The 18,813-nt window shown below is 39.4% G+C and carries 18 protein-coding genes and 1 other annotated feature; all 18 genes read right to left on the bottom strand.

The window, feature by feature from the left end; translation table 11 throughout:
- Positions 1-3 precede the first annotated feature (3 nt).
- The 18 genes from rplC to sigH all read right to left on the bottom strand — a co-directional run bounded on the left by rplC (position 4) and on the right by sigH (position 18,751).
- Entirely contained in the window at positions 4-633 is a 630-nt protein-coding gene (gene rplC / locus AS180_RS11590; protein ID WP_025909725.1) for a 50S ribosomal protein L3, read from the bottom strand.
- A 41-nt stretch (positions 634-674) separates the two neighbouring features.
- Positions 675-983: a 30S ribosomal protein S10 gene (gene rpsJ, locus AS180_RS11585; RefSeq protein WP_025909724.1), complete on the bottom strand. Its 309-nt coding sequence runs from the start codon at positions 981-983 to the stop codon at positions 675-677.
- Positions 984-1,306: 323 nt separating this feature from the next.
- On the bottom strand, positions 1,307-2,497 hold the full coding sequence (gene tuf / locus AS180_RS11580; protein WP_025909723.1) for an elongation factor Tu: 1,191 nt from the start codon (positions 2,495-2,497) through the stop codon (positions 1,307-1,309).
- 114 nt (positions 2,498-2,611) lie between these two features.
- Entirely contained in the window at positions 2,612-4,690 is a 2,079-nt protein-coding gene (gene fusA / locus AS180_RS11575; RefSeq protein WP_025909722.1) for an elongation factor G, read from the bottom strand.
- A 63-nt stretch (positions 4,691-4,753) separates the two neighbouring features.
- On the bottom strand, positions 4,754-5,224 hold the full coding sequence (gene rpsG / locus AS180_RS11570; protein WP_013054923.1) for a 30S ribosomal protein S7: 471 nt from the start codon (positions 5,222-5,224) through the stop codon (positions 4,754-4,756).
- Between the two features lie 49 nt (positions 5,225-5,273).
- A complete protein-coding gene (rpsL, locus tag AS180_RS11565) occupies positions 5,274-5,696 on the bottom strand; it encodes a 30S ribosomal protein S12 (RefSeq protein ID WP_025909721.1) in 423 nt (140 codons plus the stop codon).
- Positions 5,697-5,792: 96 nt separating this feature from the next.
- The gene (locus tag AS180_RS11560) at positions 5,793-6,041 is read right to left on the bottom strand and encodes a 50S ribosomal protein L7ae-like protein (protein ID WP_025909720.1); all 249 of its coding nucleotides are present in this window, start codon (positions 6,039-6,041) and stop codon (positions 5,793-5,795) included.
- 130 nt (positions 6,042-6,171) lie between these two features.
- A complete protein-coding gene (rpoC, locus tag AS180_RS11555; RefSeq protein WP_025909719.1) occupies positions 6,172-9,765 on the bottom strand; it encodes a DNA-directed RNA polymerase subunit beta' in 3,594 nt (1,197 codons plus the stop codon).
- A gap of 72 nt (positions 9,766-9,837) precedes the next feature.
- The gene (gene rpoB / locus AS180_RS11550; RefSeq protein WP_025909718.1) at positions 9,838-13,404 is read right to left on the bottom strand and encodes a DNA-directed RNA polymerase subunit beta; all 3,567 of its coding nucleotides are present in this window, start codon (positions 13,402-13,404) and stop codon (positions 9,838-9,840) included.
- A gap of 242 nt (positions 13,405-13,646) precedes the next feature.
- Positions 13,647-14,249 (bottom strand): class I SAM-dependent methyltransferase, encoded by a 603-nt coding sequence (locus AS180_RS11545; RefSeq protein ID WP_025909717.1) that lies wholly within the window; start codon positions 14,247-14,249, stop codon positions 13,647-13,649.
- Positions 14,250-14,362: 113 nt separating this feature from the next.
- Entirely contained in the window at positions 14,363-14,725 is a 363-nt protein-coding gene (gene rplL, locus AS180_RS11540; protein ID WP_013054917.1) for a 50S ribosomal protein L7/L12, read from the bottom strand.
- Between the two features lie 44 nt (positions 14,726-14,769).
- Entirely contained in the window at positions 14,770-15,270 is a 501-nt protein-coding gene (gene rplJ / locus AS180_RS11535) for a 50S ribosomal protein L10 (protein ID WP_025909716.1), read from the bottom strand.
- Between the two features lie 41 nt (positions 15,271-15,311).
- Positions 15,312-15,455, bottom strand: a sequence feature (ribosomal protein L10 leader region).
- A gap of 62 nt (positions 15,456-15,517) precedes the next feature.
- Positions 15,518-16,219 (bottom strand): 50S ribosomal protein L1, encoded by a 702-nt coding sequence (gene rplA / locus AS180_RS11530; RefSeq protein ID WP_025909715.1) that lies wholly within the window; start codon positions 16,217-16,219, stop codon positions 15,518-15,520.
- Positions 16,220-16,327: 108 nt separating this feature from the next.
- On the bottom strand, positions 16,328-16,753 hold the full coding sequence (rplK, locus tag AS180_RS11525) for a 50S ribosomal protein L11 (RefSeq protein WP_025909714.1): 426 nt from the start codon (positions 16,751-16,753) through the stop codon (positions 16,328-16,330).
- Positions 16,754-16,917: 164 nt separating this feature from the next.
- On the bottom strand, positions 16,918-17,451 hold the full coding sequence (nusG, locus tag AS180_RS11520; protein WP_025909713.1) for a transcription termination/antitermination protein NusG: 534 nt from the start codon (positions 17,449-17,451) through the stop codon (positions 16,918-16,920).
- Between the two features lie 193 nt (positions 17,452-17,644).
- Entirely contained in the window at positions 17,645-17,824 is a 180-nt protein-coding gene (gene secE, locus AS180_RS11515) for a preprotein translocase subunit SecE (RefSeq protein ID WP_025909712.1), read from the bottom strand.
- Positions 17,825-17,877: 53 nt separating this feature from the next.
- Entirely contained in the window at positions 17,878-18,027 is a 150-nt protein-coding gene (gene rpmG, locus AS180_RS11510; protein ID WP_025909711.1) for a 50S ribosomal protein L33, read from the bottom strand.
- 73 nt (positions 18,028-18,100) lie between these two features.
- Complete coding sequence (gene sigH / locus AS180_RS11505; RefSeq protein WP_025909710.1) at positions 18,101-18,751, bottom strand: RNA polymerase sporulation sigma factor SigH; 651 nt, start codon at positions 18,749-18,751, stop codon at positions 18,101-18,103.
- Between the last annotated feature and the right edge of the window lie 62 nt (positions 18,752-18,813).

The following is an 18,813-nucleotide window of genomic DNA, read 5'->3' as shown; positions in this document are numbered from 1 at the left end:
TTATTATTTAGATTTAACCGCAGATTTCACAGTTACTAGAGATTTTCTAGCTCCTGGCACGTTACCTTTTACTAATAAAAGGTTGCGTTCTACGTCAACTTTTACGATTGATAAGTTTTGAACTGTAATGCGCTCTCCACCCATGCGTCCTGGTAATAATTTACCTTTGAATACGCGGTTTGGAGCAACAGGACCCATTGAACCTGGGCGACGGTGGTAACGAGAACCGTGAGACATTGGTCCACGAGATTGTCCGTGGCGTTTAATAGCACCTTGGAAACCTTTACCTTTTGAAACTCCTGTTACATCGATTACATCGCCTTCTGCGAAAATATCAACCTTGACTTCTTGACCAACTTCATATTCTGAAGCGTTCACTCCGCGTAACTCACGGATGAAGCGCTTAGGAGCAGTATTAGCTTTAGAAGCGTGTCCTTTAGCAGGTTTGTTAGATAATTTCTCACGAATATCTTCAAAACCTAATTGGATTGCTTCGTAACTGTCTGTCTCAGCGTTTTTAACTTGAAGAACTACGTTTGGAGTAGCTTCAATTACTGTTACAGGGATTAAATCACCGTTTTCAGCGAATACTTGAGTCATACCGATCTTTCTTCCTAAGATTCCTTTGGCCATTAGTCACACCTCCTAAGTATGTCTTCATTCTTTATTTTAAATTAAAGTTTAATTTCGATATCTACACCAGATGGTAAATCTAAACGCATTAATGAATCAACAGTTTGTGGTGTTGGATTCACGATATCAACTAAGCGTTTATGCGTGCGCATTTCGAATTGCTCACGAGAATCTTTATATTTGTGCACAGCACGTAGAATTGTATAAACTGATTTCTCAGTTGGTAACGGAATCGGACCAGATACTGTAGCGCCAGAGCGTTTAGCAGTTTCTACGATTTTCTCAGCTGATTGATCAAGAATTCTGTGATCGTATGCTTTTAAACGAATGCGAATTTTTTCTTTTGCCATTATTTTCCCTCCTTTTTCGCCTATCTTTCTAAATAGACATTCTCCGCGGAAATTTCCCCACACTCGCCATGGCAAAGCGGCCGGGTGTGTCGGCAACCTTCCGCATCATCGCAGTCAAAGACCAACATTCTTATTGTACTAAAAATGGGTCGGTATTGCAACAGTCTTTTATATAAAATATAAAACTTTTTTCTGTTGCGCACTTTTTTCATTATATATAAAACAAATACACAATGCAAGTGTAATCATAAATTCTCTATTTACCTTTTATGACCAAAAAAAAAGAAGCAGGATTTCCTGCTTCTTTTTTAAAGAGTAAAAGATTACTCAGTGATTGTAGCTACAACGCCAGCGCCTACTGTACGTCCACCTTCACGGATTGAGAATTTAGTACCTTCTTCAATCGCGATTGGAGCAATAAGTTCAACAGTCATTTCGATGTTGTCGCCAGGCATTACCATTTCTACGCCTTCTGGTAAGTTACAAATACCAGTTACATCAGTTGTACGGAAGTAGAACTGAGGACGGTAGTTGCTGAAGAATGGAGTGTGACGTCCACCTTCTTCTTTAGAAAGAACGTATACTTCAGCTTTGAATTTAGTGTGTGGAGTGATTGTACCTGGTTTAGCTAGTACTTGTCCACGTTGGATATCTTCACGAGAAACACCGCGAAGTAAAGCACCGATGTTGTCACCAGCTTCAGCATAGTCAAGAAGCTTACGGAACATTTCTACACCAGTTACAGTAGTAGATTTTGATTCTTCAGCTAAACCGATGATGTCTACAACGTCACCAACTTTAACTTGTCCACGCTCAACACGACCAGTAGCAACTGTACCACGACCAGTGATTGAGAATACGTCCTCAACTGGCATCATGAATGGTTTTTCAGTGTCACGCTCTGGAGTTGGGATGTACTCATCAACAGCGTCCATAAGCTCGATGATTTTAGCTTCCCAATCAGCATCTCCTTCAAGAGCTTTAAGAGCAGAACCTTTGATTACCGGTACATCGTCACCTGGGAAGTCGTATTCAGAAAGAAGGTCACGTACTTCCATTTCTACTAATTCAAGTAACTCTTCATCGTCTACCATGTCACATTTGTTTAAGAATACAACTAGGTATGGAACACCTACTTGACGAGAAAGAAGGATGTGCTCACGAGTTTGTGGCATTGGGCCATCAGCAGCAGATACTACTAAGATACCGCCATCCATTTGTGCAGCACCAGTGATCATGTTTTTAACGTAGTCAGCATGTCCTGGGCAGTCAACGTGTGCATAGTGACGAGTGTCAGTTTCATACTCAACGTGTGCAGTTGAGATTGTGATTCCACGCTCGCGCTCTTCTGGAGCAGCGTCGATCATGTCATAAGCCATAGCTGCACCTTTACCGCTTTTCTTAGCAAGTACAGTAGTGATAGCAGCTGTTAAAGTTGTTTTACCATGGTCAACGTGACCAATTGTACCAATATTGGCATGTGTTTTTGAACGGTCGAATTTTTCTTTACCCATTCGTAACGCCTCCTTAATTTCTTATAATGTAAATTTATGAGGCCGTGAAAAGGAATCAACTCCACTTTCACAGCGTACATAAGTAGTTATACTTTAATAAAGAGTGAAAATCAATTATTCACCTTTATTTTTTTTAATAATTTCTTCTGAAATAGACTTTGGTACTTCTTCATAATGATCAAAGTGCATTGAGTAGTTTCCACGACCTTGAGTATTAGAACGTAATGCAGTTGCATAACCAAACATTTCAGAAAGTGGTACGAATGCGCGTACTACTTGAGCGTTTCCGCGAGCTTCCATACCTTCTACACGTCCACGACGAGAAGTGATGTCACCCATGATGTCACCTAAGTACTCATCAGGAATTACAACTTCAACTTTCATCATTGGCTCAAGAATAACTGGGTTACATTTTGAAACTGCGTTTTTAAGTGCCATAGAAGCAGCAATTTTAAACGCCATCTCACTTGAGTCAACGTCATGGTAAGAACCGTCTACTAAAGCAGCTTTAACATCGATTACTGGGTAACCTGCTAATACACCGTTTTGAAGTGCATCTTCAAGACCAGCTTGAACTGCAGGGATGTATTCACGTGGAACTACACCACCAACAATTTTGTTTTCGAATTCGAAGCCTTTACCTTCTTCGTTCGGTTCAAACTCAATCCAAACGTGACCGAATTGTCCACGACCACCAGATTGACGTGCAAATTTACCTTCAACTTTCGCAGAACCGCGGAAAGTTTCACGGTATGCTACTTGAGGAGCACCAACGTTAGCTTCTACTTTGAACTCGCGACGCATACGGTCAACGATGATATCTAAGTGAAGTTCACCCATACCAGAGATGATGATTTGACCAGTCTCTGTGTTAGTTTCCGCACGGAAAGTTGGATCTTCTTCTTGTAGTTTTTGAAGAGCAGTTGTCATCTTATCTTGGTCAGCTTTTGACTTAGGCTCAACAGATAATGAAATAACTGGCTCTGGGAACTCCATAGACTCAAGAATAACAAGATTCTTTTCATCACATAAAGTGTCACCAGTAGTAGTATCTTTCAAACCTACAGCAGCAGCGATATCTCCAGCATATACAGCTGAAATCTCTTCACGAGAGTTAGCATGCATTTGTAGGATACGTCCTACACGCTCACGCTTACCTTTTGTAGAGTTCTGTACATAAGAACCAGAGTTAAGAATTCCAGAATATACGCGGAAGAATGTTAATTTCCCTACGTATGGATCTGTCATTACTTTAAACGCTAAAGCTGAGAATGGAGCGTCGTCGCTAGATGGACGTACAACTTCTTCATCAGTATCAGGAGTGATACCTTTGATTGCTGGTACATCTGTTGGAGCTGGTAAGTAATCAATTACCGAGTTCAACATTAATTGTACACCTTTGTTTTTGAACGCTGATCCACAAAGAACTGGGAAGAATTCAACGTCACAAGTACCTTTACGGATAGCAGCTTTTAGTTCTTCAACGCTAAGCTCGCCTTCTTCAAGATACTTCATCATTAATTCTTCATCAAGTTCTGCAGCAGCTTCTACAAGTTTAGCATTATATTCTTCAGCTAATTCTTTGTATTCTTCTGGAATCTCAATTTCTTGAATATCAGTTCCTAGGTCATTACCGTAGTGGTAAGCTTTCATTTCCACTAAGTCAATGATTCCTGTGAATTGATCTTCAGCACCGATTGGCAATTGGATTGGGTGAGCATTTGCACCTAAACGATCATGAATCGTTTTAACAGAGTACAAGAAGTCAGCACCGATTTTATCCATTTTGTTTACGAATACTACACGCGGTACACCGTATGTAGTAGCCTGACGCCATACAGTTTCTGTTTGAGGCTCAACACCAGATTGAGCATCAAGAACTGCCACCGCACCATCAAGTACACGAAGTGAACGTTCAACTTCTACAGTGAAGTCTACGTGTCCAGGAGTATCGATGATGTTAACACGGTGACCTTTCCAAGAAGCAGTTGTTGCAGCAGACGTGATTGTAATACCACGCTCTTGCTCCTGCTCCATCCAGTCCATTTGTGAAGCTCCTTCATGAGTTTCACCAATTTTATGGATACGACCAGTATAATAAAGAACACGCTCAGTTGTTGTTGTTTTACCAGCATCAATATGAGCCATGATACCAATATTACGAGTGTTTTCTAAGGAGAACTCTCTTGCCATGTTAGGTATTTCTCCTTCCATATTATAATTATAATTAGTTTTTTAAGTTGATTCGTTAAAAGATTACCAACGGTAGTGAGCAAACGCTTTGTTCGCTTCTGCCATTTTATGAGTATCTTCACGTTTCTTAACTGCAGCACCAGTGTTGTTAGCTGCGTCAAGGATTTCGTTAGCTAAACGCTCTTCCATCGTTTTTTCTCCACGAAGACGAGCATAGTTTACTAACCAACGAAGACCTAGAGTTGTACGACGCTCTGGACGTACTTCTACAGGAACTTGGTAGTTAGAACCCCCTACACGGCGTGCTCTAACTTCTAATACAGGCATGATGTTTTTAAGAGCTTGGTCGAATACTTCCATAGCTTCTTTACCACTGCGCTCTTGTACTAGATCGAATGCTCTATAAAGAATAGCTTGTGATTTACCGCGCTTTCCATCAAGCATCATTTTGTTGATTAAGCGTGATACAAGCTTTGAATTGTAAATTGGATCTGGTAATACGTCTCTCTTTGCAACAGGACCCTTACGTGGCATTCTAATTTCCTCCTTTCACTTATGAGAATAATTCTATTTGTTGTTTATATTATTTTTTAGCTGCTTTTGGTCGCTTAGTACCATATTTAGAACGACCTTGCATACGGCCATCCACACCAGCAGTATCTAACGCACCACGTACGATATGGTAACGTACCCCTGGTAAATCTTTTACACGTCCACCGCGGATAAGTACCACGCTGTGTTCTTGTAAGTTGTGACCAATACCTGGGATATAAGCAGTAACCTCGATACCGTTAGTTAAACGTACACGAGCATATTTACGAAGAGCCGAGTTCGGTTTCTTCGGTGTCATAGTACCCACACGTGTACATACACCACGTTTTTGTGGAGAAGATTGGTTAGTTTGAGCTTTTTTAAAGCTGTTGTAACCTTTGTTTAAAGCAGGTGAGTCAGATTTTTGAACCTTGCTCACACGACCTTTACGGATTAGTTGATTAATAGTAGGCATTTGAATTTCCTCCTTTCAGCTTTTGTAAGACCACACATCCAGGTGGTTCATTTTTTAGCAAAAAACAAAGTTTTTGAACACTAGTCCAAAAACGTGTTAACTAATAATTGCAACAGCTGCCGCATCTACTTCTATTCCACAAGCTTTTCCAAGCTCTTTCATAGAGTTAACAAAACTGTAAGGGGTGTTTTCTTGCACAGCAACTTTCACTACCAAGTCGGTAATGTAGGTGTCTGCATTATCCGCAAGTATAACTTCCTTTACAATTCCTTTTTTTAAAGCTTTCACTGTCTGCTTAGTTCCTACAATAATATGATCAGCCTGTGATACTTTTTCATAAGACATTATCATATCCTCCAAAGCAACAGGTAGTTTATAGGAGCACCTTTGATATAGTATCATTCCCTAGAATGGATGTCAACTGCACGATGCAGTTTTTTTAAAAAAACATCCATTCTAGAAAAATGACTACTTATTAATCGATTGTTACTGGCTCTTCAACCTGATTTTTAACTGGTTCAGCATTACGATATCTATTCATACCAGTACCAGCAGGAACAAGTTTACCAATAATAACGTTCTCTTTAAGACCTAATAGTTCATCACGTTTTCCTTTAATAGCTGCATCTGTAAGAACACGAGTAGTTTCTTGGAATGATGCTGCTGATAAGAAGGAATCCGTTTCAAGAGATGCTTTTGTGATACCAAGTAGTACAGGTCGACCAGTAGCTGGACGATTGCCCTCTAGTAACACTTTTTCGTTAGCATCAGTGAATTGGTGAATATCTAATAGTGAACCTGGTAATACATCTGTATCTCCAGAATCCATTACTCTCACTTTACGAAGCATTTGGCGTACCATTACTTCAACGTGCTTATCACCAATTTCTACCCCTTGCATACGGTATACTTTTTGTACTTCACGTAGCAGGTATTCTTGAACAGCAGTGATATCTTTTACTTTTAATAACTCTTTCGGATCAATTGAACCTTCTGTTAACTCTTGACCACGAGCAATCTCTTGGCCTTCAGCTACCTTCAAGCGTGCACTGTAAGGAGCTGTGTAAGAGCGTGTTTCAATGTCACCTTGAACTGTAATTTCATGCTGACGGTCACGTCCTTCAGTAATTGAAGTAACGGTACCTTCGATTTCTGAAATAACAGCTTGGCCTTTAGGGTTACGAGCTTCAAAGATCTCTTGGATACGAGGTAAACCTTGAGTGATGTCATCTCCGGCAACCCCACCAGTATGGAATGTACGCATCGTTAACTGTGTACCTGGCTCACCGATTGATTGAGCAGCGATAATACCAACTGCTTCACCAACTTCAACTTCTGAACCAGTTGCCAAGTTACGTCCGTAACATTTTTTACATACTCCATGACGAGTGTTACAAGTAAACGCAGAACGAATCCATACTTCTTCAACACCAGCATTTACAATTTCTTCAGCTAGATCTTCTGTAATTAATTCATTTTCTGCTACAAGTACTTCGTTTGTTTCTGGATGAACAACAGTTTTACGTGCATAACGTCCAATTAGACGCTCATCCAGCTTTTCGATTTCCTCCGTGCCTTCTTTGATTGCAACAGCCAAGATTCCTCGGTCTGTACCGCAATCATCATCACGAACGATAACATCTTGAGCCACATCAACAAGACGGCGAGTAAGATAACCTGAGTCAGCTGTTTTAAGGGCTGTATCAGCAAGACCTTTACGCGCGCCGTGAGTAGAGATAAAGTATTCTAATACTGTTAAACCTTCACGGAAACTTGATTTGATTGGTAACTCGATGATACGTCCAGACGGGTTAGCCATCAGACCACGCATACCAGCAAGCTGCGTGAAGTTAGATGCGTTACCACGGGCACCAGAGTCACTCATCATAAAGATTGGATTTCGTTTATCTAAGGATTCCATCAGCTTACCTTGGATAACGTCTTTCGCACTACTCCAAATTGAGATTACGCGATCATAACGCTCATCTTCAGTAATTAAACCACGACGGAATTGTTTTAGAACATTATCTACTTTAGCTTGCGCTTCTTGTAAGATAACTTCTTTTTCACCTAATACAACGATATCTGCTACACCAACTGTAATACCAGCTTTAGTAGAATATTTGAAACCTAAGTCTTTCATGCGATCAAGCATTTTAGACGTTTCAGTAATCTTAAAGCGTTTGAATACTTCAGCAATGATATTACCTAAGATTTTTTTCTTAAATGGTGCAATTGCAGGTTGATTTTTAATGAATTCTTTTACGTCAGCACCTTTTTCAACAAAGTATTTATCCGGTGTCTTAACTTCAAGGTTTTCTCTTGTTGGTTCGTTAATATACGGGAATGATTCCGGTAAGATTTCGTTAAATACAAGCTTACCTACAGTCGTCACTAACAATTGTTGATTTTGTGCTTCAGTAAATGTTTGGTTATTTAAAGAACCAGCGTATACACCAACACGAGTATGTAAATGTACATATCCGTTTTGGTATGCCAGCAACGCCTCATTTGTATCTTTAAATACCATACCTTCACCCACTGCGTCTTCACGCTCAAGTGTTAAGTAGTAGTTACCTAATACCATATCTTGAGATGGTGTAACAACTGGTTTACCATCTTTTGGATTCAGGATGTTTTGCGCTGCTAACATTAAGATGCGCGCTTCTGCTTGTGCTTCTGCAGATAACGGTACGTGAACGGCCATTTGGTCACCATCAAAGTCCGCATTGTATGCTGTACATACAAGTGGATGTAGACGGATTGCACGACCTTCTACTAATGTAGGTTCAAACGCTTGGATACCAAGTCTGTGAAGTGTAGGTGCACGGTTTAACAGAACTGGATGCTCTTTAATAACCGATTCTAATACGTCCCATACTTCAGGTTGAACGCGCTCGATTTTACGTTTCGCACTCTTGATGTTATGAGCTAAACCACGCTCAACTAACTCTTTCATAACAAACGGCTTAAATAGTTCTAACGCCATTTCTTTTGGTAAACCACATTGGTACATCTTTAAGTTCGGTCCTACAACGATTACAGAACGCCCAGAGTAGTCAACACGTTTACCAAGTAAGTTTTGACGGAAGCGTCCTTGCTTACCTTTTAACATATGTGAAAGAGATTTTAACGGACGGTTACCAGGACCTGTTACAGGGCGCCCACGACGACCGTTATCGATTAAAGCATCTACAGCTTCTTGAAGCATACGCTTTTCGTTTTGAACGATAATGCTAGGAGCTCCAAGATCTAGTAAACGTTTTAAGCGGTTGTTACGGTTAATTACACGACGATATAAATCATTTAGGTCAGAAGTTGCAAAACGTCCACCATCTAATTGAACCATTGGACGAAGTTCCGGTGGGATAACCGGTAAAACATCTAAGATCATCCAAGAAGGCTCATTACCAGAGTGACGGAAAGCTTCCAACACTTCTAAACGCTTAATTGCACGTGTACGACGTTGACCTTGAGCAGTTTTAAGCTCTTCTTTTAGAGCATCTACTTCTTTGTCAAGATCGATGTCTTGTAATAATTTCTTAACAGCTTCCGCACCCATCGCTGCATGGAAAGTTTTTCCATACTTTTCACGATATGCACGATATTCTTTTTCAGATAATAGCTGTTTCTTTTCAAGCGGTGTATCACCAGCATCTGTTACAACATATGAAGCAAAATAGATAATTTCCTCTAGCGCACGAGGGGACATGTCTAAGACAAGTCCCATGCGGCTAGGGATACCTTTGAAGTACCAAATATGTGAAACAGGTGCAGCTAGTTCAATATGTCCCATACGTTCACGACGTACTTTTGCTCTTGTTACTTCTACTCCACAACGGTCACATACTACGCCTTTGTAACGAACGCGTTTGTATTTACCACAGTGGCACTCCCAGTCCTTTTGTGGACCAAAGATGCGCTCACAAAACAAACCATCTTTTTCAGGTTTTAATGTACGATAGTTGATCGTTTCCGGTTTTTTTACCTCACCGTATGACCAAGAGCGAATTTTATCTGGCGAAGCTAGACCAATTTTCATATACTCAAAGTTATTTACATCTAGCAAGGAGCCTACCTCCCTTTTAATCTACAGGTTTTTTCCCTTAACGTGCGTATACTTTTATATGAAAGTAATTCCTTACTCTTTGATAACAGGGTCTTTTTGACCTTCAGAAATTCCTTCTGGTTCTATATCAGACATAATAGATTCGGATTGTTGTTCTTGATCATCCTCTGAATCTACAATGTCAATCTCTTGCTCATCAGCTGAAAGCATTTTTACATCCATACCTAAACTTTGTAATTCTTTAATTAATACTTTGAATGATTCAGGTATACCTGGCTCTGGAATATTTTCGCCTTTTACGATGGCTTCATATGTTTTCACACGACCAACAACATCATCCGACTTCACAGTTAGAATCTCTTGTAGCGTATAAGCAGCACCGTATGCTTCCAGCGCCCATACTTCCATCTCTCCAAAACGTTGTCCACCAAATTGCGCTTTACCACCTAATGGCTGTTGGGTAACAAGTGAATATGGTCCAGTAGAACGTGCGTGAAGCTTATCGTCTACCATGTGAGCAAGTTTAATCATGTACATAATACCTACTGATACACGATTATCGAAAGGTTCACCTGTACGACCATCGTATAATACAGTTTTCGCATCACGTGACATGCCTGCCTCTTCAATCGTCGCCCAAACATCTTCTTCACGAGCACCATCAAATACTGGAGATGCAACATGAATTCCAAGTTTACGAGCCGCCATACCTAAATGAAGCTCTAATACTTGCCCGATGTTCATACGAGAAGGTACCCCTAGTGGGTTTAACATGATATCGATTGGAGTTCCATCTGGTAAGTAAGGCATATCTTCCTCTGGTAAAATACGCGAGATTACACCTTTGTTACCGTGACGACCGGCCATTTTGTCACCTTCAGAAATTTTACGCTTCTGAACGATATACACGCGAACAAGTTGGTTTACACCTGGTGGTAACTCATCGCCATCTTCACGATTGAAGACTTTAACATCAAGGATAATTCCGCCTCCACCATGTGGTACACGTAATGAAGTATCGCGAACCTCACGTGCTTTTTCACCAAAGATTGCATGTAATAAGCGCTCTTCAGCTGTTAGTTCCGTAACACCTTTAGGCGTTACTTTACCAACTAAAAGATCACCATCTTTAACTTCGGCACCAATGCGAATGATACCACGCTCATCTAGGTTACGAAGAGCATCTTCACCCACGTTTGGAATATCACGTGTAATTTCTTCTGGTCCTAGTTTCGTATCACGAGACTCAGACTCATATTCTTCAATATGAACAGAAGTATATACATCGTCTTTTACAAGACGTTCACTCATGATAATAGCATCCTCATAGTTATATCCGTCCCAAGTCATGAAACCTACTAAAACGTTACGTCCTAATGCAAGCTCTCCTTTTTCCATAGAAGGGCCGTCAGCTAGGATTTCACCTTTTACAACTTCATCGCCAACTGAAACAATTGGACGCTGGTTGTAGCAAGTACCTTGGTTCGAACGAACAAACTTAAGAAGCTTGTATTTATCTAAGTTACCTTTAACTTTTTGCCCGTCTACCTCTTCATAACGACGAACAAAAACTTGTTTTGCTTCCACGCGCTCAACAACACCAGGGTGCTTACAGATAACTGCAGCTCCTGAGTCTTTACCAGATACATATTCCATACCTGTTCCAACAAGTGGCGCTTCTGGGTTTAACAACGGTACTGCTTGACGTTGCATGTTGGCACCCATTAATGCACGGTTTGAGTCATCATTCTCTAAGAATGGAATACAAGCTGTTGCCGCGGATACTACTTGCTTTGGTGATACGTCCATGTAATCTAAACGATCACGACGGATAACTGTATTTTCACCACGGAAACGGGCTACAACATTTTCATCTAAGAAAGAACCATCTTCACCTAAGCGCGCATTCGCTTGAGCAACTACATAGTTATCTTCTTCATCAGCAGTTAAGTAATCAATTCTCGACGTAACTTTACCTGTTTCAGGATCAATACGACGATATGGCGTTTCAATAAAGCCGAATTTATTTACTTTTGCATAAGAAGATAATGAGTTAATTAACCCAATGTTTGGTCCCTCAGGCGTTTCGATTGGACACATACGACCATAGTGAGAGTAGTGAACGTCACGAACTTCGAATCCAGCACGCTCACGAGTCAAACCACCTGGTCCTAATGCAGACAGACGGCGCTTATGTGTCAATTCAGCTAACGGGTTTGTTTGGTCCATGAACTGAGAAAGCTGAGAGCTACCAAAGAATTCTTTAATAGCAGCAATTACAGGGCGAATATTGATTAACTGTTGAGGAGTAATTGTGTTCGTGTCTTGAATAGACATTCTCTCACGCACAACACGCTCCATACGAGATAAACCAATACGGAATTGGTTTTGCAACAATTCCCCTACAGAACGAAGACGACGATTTCCTAAATGGTCGATATCATCTGTATCCCCTACTTGGTGAAGTAAATTAAAGAAGTAGCTAATTGATGCTAGAATATCAGCCGGTGTAATATTCTTTACTTCTTCTGTCACGTAAGCATTACCGGAAACTGTAATAACTTTCTCTCCATCCGGATCGTTTGGAGCATAAATCTTGATAGATTGTAACGTGACATTGTCTTCTAAAACTCCGCCAACCGGGCTATAAGTTTTGAAGTTTACTCCACTTTCAAGCATTGGAATTAAGCGATCTAATGTACGACGATCAATCATTGCACCTTTTTCAGCAATAATTTCACCCGTTTCATGATCAACTAATGTTTCTGCTAATTTTTGATTAAACAAACGATGTTTAATATGAAGCTTTTTATTAATCTTGTAACGACCAACGTTTGCTAAATCATAGCGCTTTGGATCAAAAAATCGAGATACAAGCAATGATTTTGCATTTTCTACAGTTGGTGGCTCACCTGGACGTAAGCGCTCATAGATTTCTAGTAGCGCTTTTTCTGTACTTTCCGTGTTATCTTTTTCAAGCGTGTTACGGATGTACTCATTATCTCCAATTAGATCAATAATCTCTTGGTCTGAACCAAAACCTAACGCACGTAACAGTACTGATACTGGAAGTTTACGAGTACGATCAATACGCACATAAACGACGTCTTTTGCATCAGTTTCATATTCTAACCATGCTCCACGGTTTGGAATAACAGTAGCTGTATATCCCTTTTTACCATTTTTATCTACTTTTCCACTGTAGTAGACGCTTGGTGAACGTACCAATTGTGATACGATAACGCGCTCAGCACCGTTAATAACAAACGTACCAGTTTCCGTCATCAATGGGAAATCACCCATAAACACATCTTGGTCTTTTACTTCACCTGTTTCTTTATTAATTAAACGCACCTTAACACGAAGAGGTGCTGCATAAGTTACATCACGTTCTTTAGACTCTTCTACTGAATACTTTGGCTCACCTAAGCTGTAGTCAATAAATTCTAGTGATAAATTACCAGTAAAATCATCGATTGGAGAAATATCCTGGAACATTTCTCGTAATCCTTCATCTAAAAACCATTGGTATGAAGCCGTTTGAATCTCGATTAAGTTTGGTAATTCTAGAACCTCACTGATACGAGCATAACTTCTGCGCTGGCGGTGGCGTCCATACTGAACTAGTTGACCTGTCAACTGATTCACCCCTCAAATCAAGCGTTATTATTCAAGACATATAATAAACTATTGTTTATTATTGAACAAAAGAAAAATGGTTTCTTTAAATAGAAAACCACAATTTCATAAAACGTACTATTGATTTTATTAGTTTTCCCATACATTCTCAAATTATACGTGCAATTTTATGTATAACAGAGGTCTATATGGAATATTTATATATTGGCATTTTATAATGCTAACATACTAAAAAATATTAGTCAACATTTTTTAGCACGTATGATATAATAGCCTTTTTTCTTTTCTACTACCTCTACTTCTTCAAATAGAGACTCTAGTTTCGTTAAAGCGGAAGGAGCTCCCTGTTTCTTTTGAATCACGACCCATAATTCACCTTGTTCAACGAGATGGCTATATGCCCCTTCAAGAATTTCGTGTACAATTTTTTTACCAGCACGAATTGGTGGGTTCGTAAGAATAGTAGAGAAATGATCAATTTTCACATTACTATAGCAAAAGCTCTGATAAATTTGAACATTATCAATCCCATTAGCTTTTGCATTCTTTTCTGATAAAGCTAATGCGCGCTCGTTAACATCAACCATATGCACTTGCTCATCCGGATGAAGTTTAGCCATCGCTAAACCGATAGGACCATATCCACAGCCGACGTCTAGAATAGGACCTTTTACGTTATTAACCTCAAAGCTGTCAATTAGCACTCGAGAACCAAAATCAACTTCTTTTTTAGAGAAAACACCATGATCGCTAGTGAAACGAAAAGATTGTCCTCGAAGTTCAAACGAAAATGTCTCTTCATTACTGCTAGCCGATGGTGTGTTTGAAAAATAGTGTTCTGTCAACTGAACTCCTCCTTCTAAAAGGCATCCTCTAATACTATAAACGAATAGAGAAACAGAAGCAAAAAAGCTCGCTTGAATAAGCGAGCTTTTTCATATCAAATGTTAAGTAATAATTACTTAACTTCTACAGAAGCGCCAACTTCTTCAAGTTTAGCTTTTGCTTCTTCAGCTTCTTCTTTAGAAATACCTTCTTTAAGAGCTTTTGGAGCGTTATCAACGATTTCTTTAGCTTCTTTTAAGCCAAGACCAGTGATTTCACGTACTACTTTGATAACTTTGATTTTTTGGCCGCCAGCACTTTCAAGTACTAGGTCAAATTCAGTTTTCTCAGCAGCAGCTTCACCAGCAGCACCGCCAGCTACAGCTACAGGAGCAGCAGCAGTTACGCCAAATTCTTCTTCAATTGCTTTTACTAAATCGTTAAGTTCTAAAACAGTCATATTTTTAACTGCTTCAATGATTTGTTCTTGAGTCATTGTTAATTTCCTCCTTGTGATTGTGTTATATATAACAGACTAAATTATGCACCTTGTTCTTCTTTTTGATCTGCCACAGCTTTTGTAGCAAGAGCAAGGTTGCGGATTGGAGCTTGAAGAACGCTAAGTAACATAGAAAGTAAGCCTTCGCGAGATGGAAGTTCAGCAATAGCTTTAATTTCATCAACAGTTGCTACATTACCTTCGATAACACCAGCTTTAATTTCTAACGCTTCGTGTTCTTTAGCGAAGCTGTTAAGAATTTTAGCTGGAGCAATAACGTCTTCTCCACCAAATGCAATTGCGTTTGGACCAACTAGCGCTTCGTTAAGGCTGTTTAGTTCAACCTTTTCTACAGCACGGCGAGTTAAAGTGTTTTTGTATACTTTGAACTCAATTCCCGCGTCACGTAATTGCTTACGAAGTTCAGTTACTTCAGCAACATTTAACCCACGGTAGTCAACTACGATTGCTGATCCACTTGCTTTAAGCTTGTCAGCAATTTCATCAACAACTTGTTTCTTTTGTTCAATTACGTTGCTCATTTTTACACCTCCTGTAGATTTCCTTCCGTACACTCATACAAGGTGCAAATAAAACACCTCCATGACAACTAAGACATGGAGGTGTTATAAGCGAATCAGAACGTTCACTAATTTATCACACACACCTCGGTAGGAAATTAAGCCTTACAGGCACCTACTGTCTACGGTACAAATGTTATTTTTTTAACAACATTATCTATTGTAATCAGTTGGACTCAGAAAGTCAACACCAATTTATTTCCAATAATTAGTTAGCTGCGCTGAAAGTTGCGATATCAACTTTGATACCAGGCCCCATAGTTGAAGATACAGCTAAGTTCTTCATATATGTTCCTTTTGCAGCTGCAGGCTTAGCTTTTTGCATAGTTTCGAAGATTGTAGTGAAGTTTTCAATTAACTTGCTATCTTCGAATGATACTTTACCGATTGGTACGTGGATGTTACCAGCTTTATCAACGCGGTATTCTACTTTACCAGCTTTGATTTCATTAACAGCTTTCTCAACATCGAATGTTACAGTACCAGTTTTAGGGTTTGGCATTAAGCCTTTTGGTCCTAATACACGACCAAGTTTACCAACTTCACCCATCATGTCTGGTGTAGCAACGATTACGTCAAATTCAAACCAACCTTGTTGGATTTTGTTGATGTAATCAGAATCGCCAACGTAGTCAGCTCCAGCAGCTTCTGCTTCTTTCGCTTTCTCACCTTTAGCAAATACTAATACACGTTGAGTTTTACCAGTACCATTTGGAAGTACTACTGCACCACGAATTTGTTGGTCAGCTTTCTTAGGGTCAACGCCTAAACGGAATGCTACTTCAACAGTTGCATCAAATTTAGTTGTGTTTGTTTTCTTTACTAATTCAATTGCTTCTTGAACTGAGTAAGCTTGTGTACGATCTACAAGCTTCGCAGCTTCAACGTACTTTTTACCTTTTTTAGCCATTTTGTTTTCCTCCTTATGTGGTATTAACGGAATAACCTCCCACTAATAAAGGTTGCGAAACGGAAGCTATCCCTATCTCGCAACCTTCTAACACCTAATCATTTGGGATTAGTCTTCAACTACGATTCCCATGCTACGTGCTGTACCTTCTACCATACGCATTGCAGACTCAACGTTAGCAGCGTTTAGGTCAGGCATTTTTGTTTCAGCAATCTCACGTACTTTGTCACGCTTGACTGTTGCAACTTTATTACGGTTTGGTTCACCAGAACCTGACTCAATACCAGCCGCTTTCTTAAGTAATACAGCAGCAGGTGGAGTTTTCGTAATAAATGTAAATGAACGGTCTTCAAATACCGTAATTTCAACAGGAATGATTAAACCAGCTTGATCAGCTGTGCGAGCGTTAAATTCTTTACAGAATCCCATGATGTTAACACCGGCTTGACCTAATGCAGGACCAACTGGTGGTGCTGGGTTTGCTTTACCAGCAGGAATTTGTAATTTTACAAGTTTAATTACTTTTTTAGCCACGAGACACACCTCCTTAAGTCCGTGATGTGGTAATAGGGCGATGCCCTCCCACTCCAAGTTCTTTATATATAAAATAAAGAAATAGTTGTTTTAGTCTCAAGATTGAGACATACTGACTTATGAAATATTAACATTAAAACAGATGAAATGCAAGGTTTTAAAAGTTATATTTTTTCAATTTGTGTAAACTCTAACTCAACAGGTGTTTGACGTCCGAACATATCAACATGAACTTTAATTTTGCGCTTGTCCGTATCAATTTCTTCGATTGTGCCTTCAAAGTTCGCAAACGGACCTTCTTTAACTAGAACCGTTTCTTTTAACTCAAAGTCAAATTCAGCATGACTTTCATCCATACCCATTTGCTTTAAAATCATTTCTACTTCTTCTGGTAATAGAGGTGTCGGTTTAGAACCTGAACCGGCTGACCCAACGAAACCTGTTACACCAGGAGTGTTACGTACCACGTACCATGAATCATCTGTCATAATAATCTCTACTAACACATAACCTGGAAATACTTTCTTCTTTGTTATCTTTTCTTTATTGTTTTTAATTTCTCTTTCTTCTTCTTCAGGTACCACCACGCGGAAGATTTTATCTTGCATGCCCATTGTTTCTACACGCTTTTCTAAATTCGTCTTTACTTTATTCTCATACCCTGAATAAGTATGAACAACATACCAATTTTTCTCCATTTTTGAGGACGTAATGTCCTTCCCTCCCAGCTTCCTATAAAGTGTTCAAGTATCTATTGCACAGAAGATGAACTAGAACCTTCACCTGTTCTAGTTCATATCATTCTCAAAACAAATTAAAAAACCCGTACCCGGGCTTTTTAAGAAGAAATCATCATTTAGTTTCATTATACCATGATTATCATTAAATTATTCAAGGGATTAAACGAATCAATGATGAGATTCCATAATCGACAACTGCGAAAAAGACGGTCATGAAAATAACTGTAGAAACAACTGTAATTGTATAGCGAACTAGTTCATTTCGTTTAGGCCAGCTGACCTTCTTCATTTCACGACCAACGTCACGCAAAAATTTCCCTACACGGTTCATGTTTGTAACCTCCATTAAAATAAAAGGGGTATTAATCTGTGCAGCTTTTTAATCTATTTTGTTTCACGATGCTGGACATGTGAGTTGCAAGATTTGCAAAACTTCTTCATCTCTAAACGAATGTTGCTTTGCTCTGTACTTTTCATCGTTGTATAGTTGCGACTACCACATTCTACACATGCCATTACAACTTTTTTACGCATTTTGTTAGCCACCTATATAAGTGATAATGTCTATAAGAAAGTATCACACACTTTCTTCCTGTGTCAATACAGGCTACGTGGTAATTTCACGGATTTCTAAGTAGCGCTCTAGCTTACGTTTAACTCGCTGCAACGCATTATCGATTGATTTTACATGGCGGTTTAGATCTTCTGAGATTTCTTGGTAAGAGCGACCGTCTAAATACAATACGAGTACTTTTCTTTCTAAATCACTCAAAAGCTCTGCCATCTTTAATTCAATATCATCGAACTTTTCTCTATTAATCAAGAGTTCTTCTGGGTTCATGACCTTGGTTCCCGAAATAACATCTAGCAATGTTCGATCAGATTCCTCATCGTAAATAGGCTTGTCCAACGACACATAAGAATTTAGCGGAATATGCTTTTGTCTTGTAGCCGTTTTAATCGCTGTGATGATTTGCCTGGTAATACATAGTTCAGCAAACGCTTTAAATGAAGTAAGTTTATCTTCTCTAAAGTCACGAATAGCTTTATATAACCCTATCATGCCTTCTTGAATAATATCTTCTCTATCTGCCCCTATTAAAAAGTACGACCGTGCTTTAGCTCGAACAAAATTCTTGTACTTGTGAATCAAATACTCTAATGCATCAATGTCACCTTTATGCACAAGCTCGACAACTTCTTCATCTTCTTGTTGTTCGAAATGAGCATGAAGTTTTCTCCCATAGTTATCGCCCATATCGATCCCCCTGACCGCACAGTAGATAGAAATATTATACAGTAGCTAATTCTCCACCGTCA

Origin of the sequence: Priestia veravalensis (genome assembly GCF_001457055.1) — a bacterium.
In the GTDB taxonomy this organism is placed as follows: domain Bacteria; phylum Bacillota; class Bacilli; order Bacillales; family Bacillaceae_H; genus Priestia; species Priestia flexa.
Note: the sequence above shows the minus strand (reverse complement) of the source record. Positions and strands in the feature narration are given on the sequence as shown.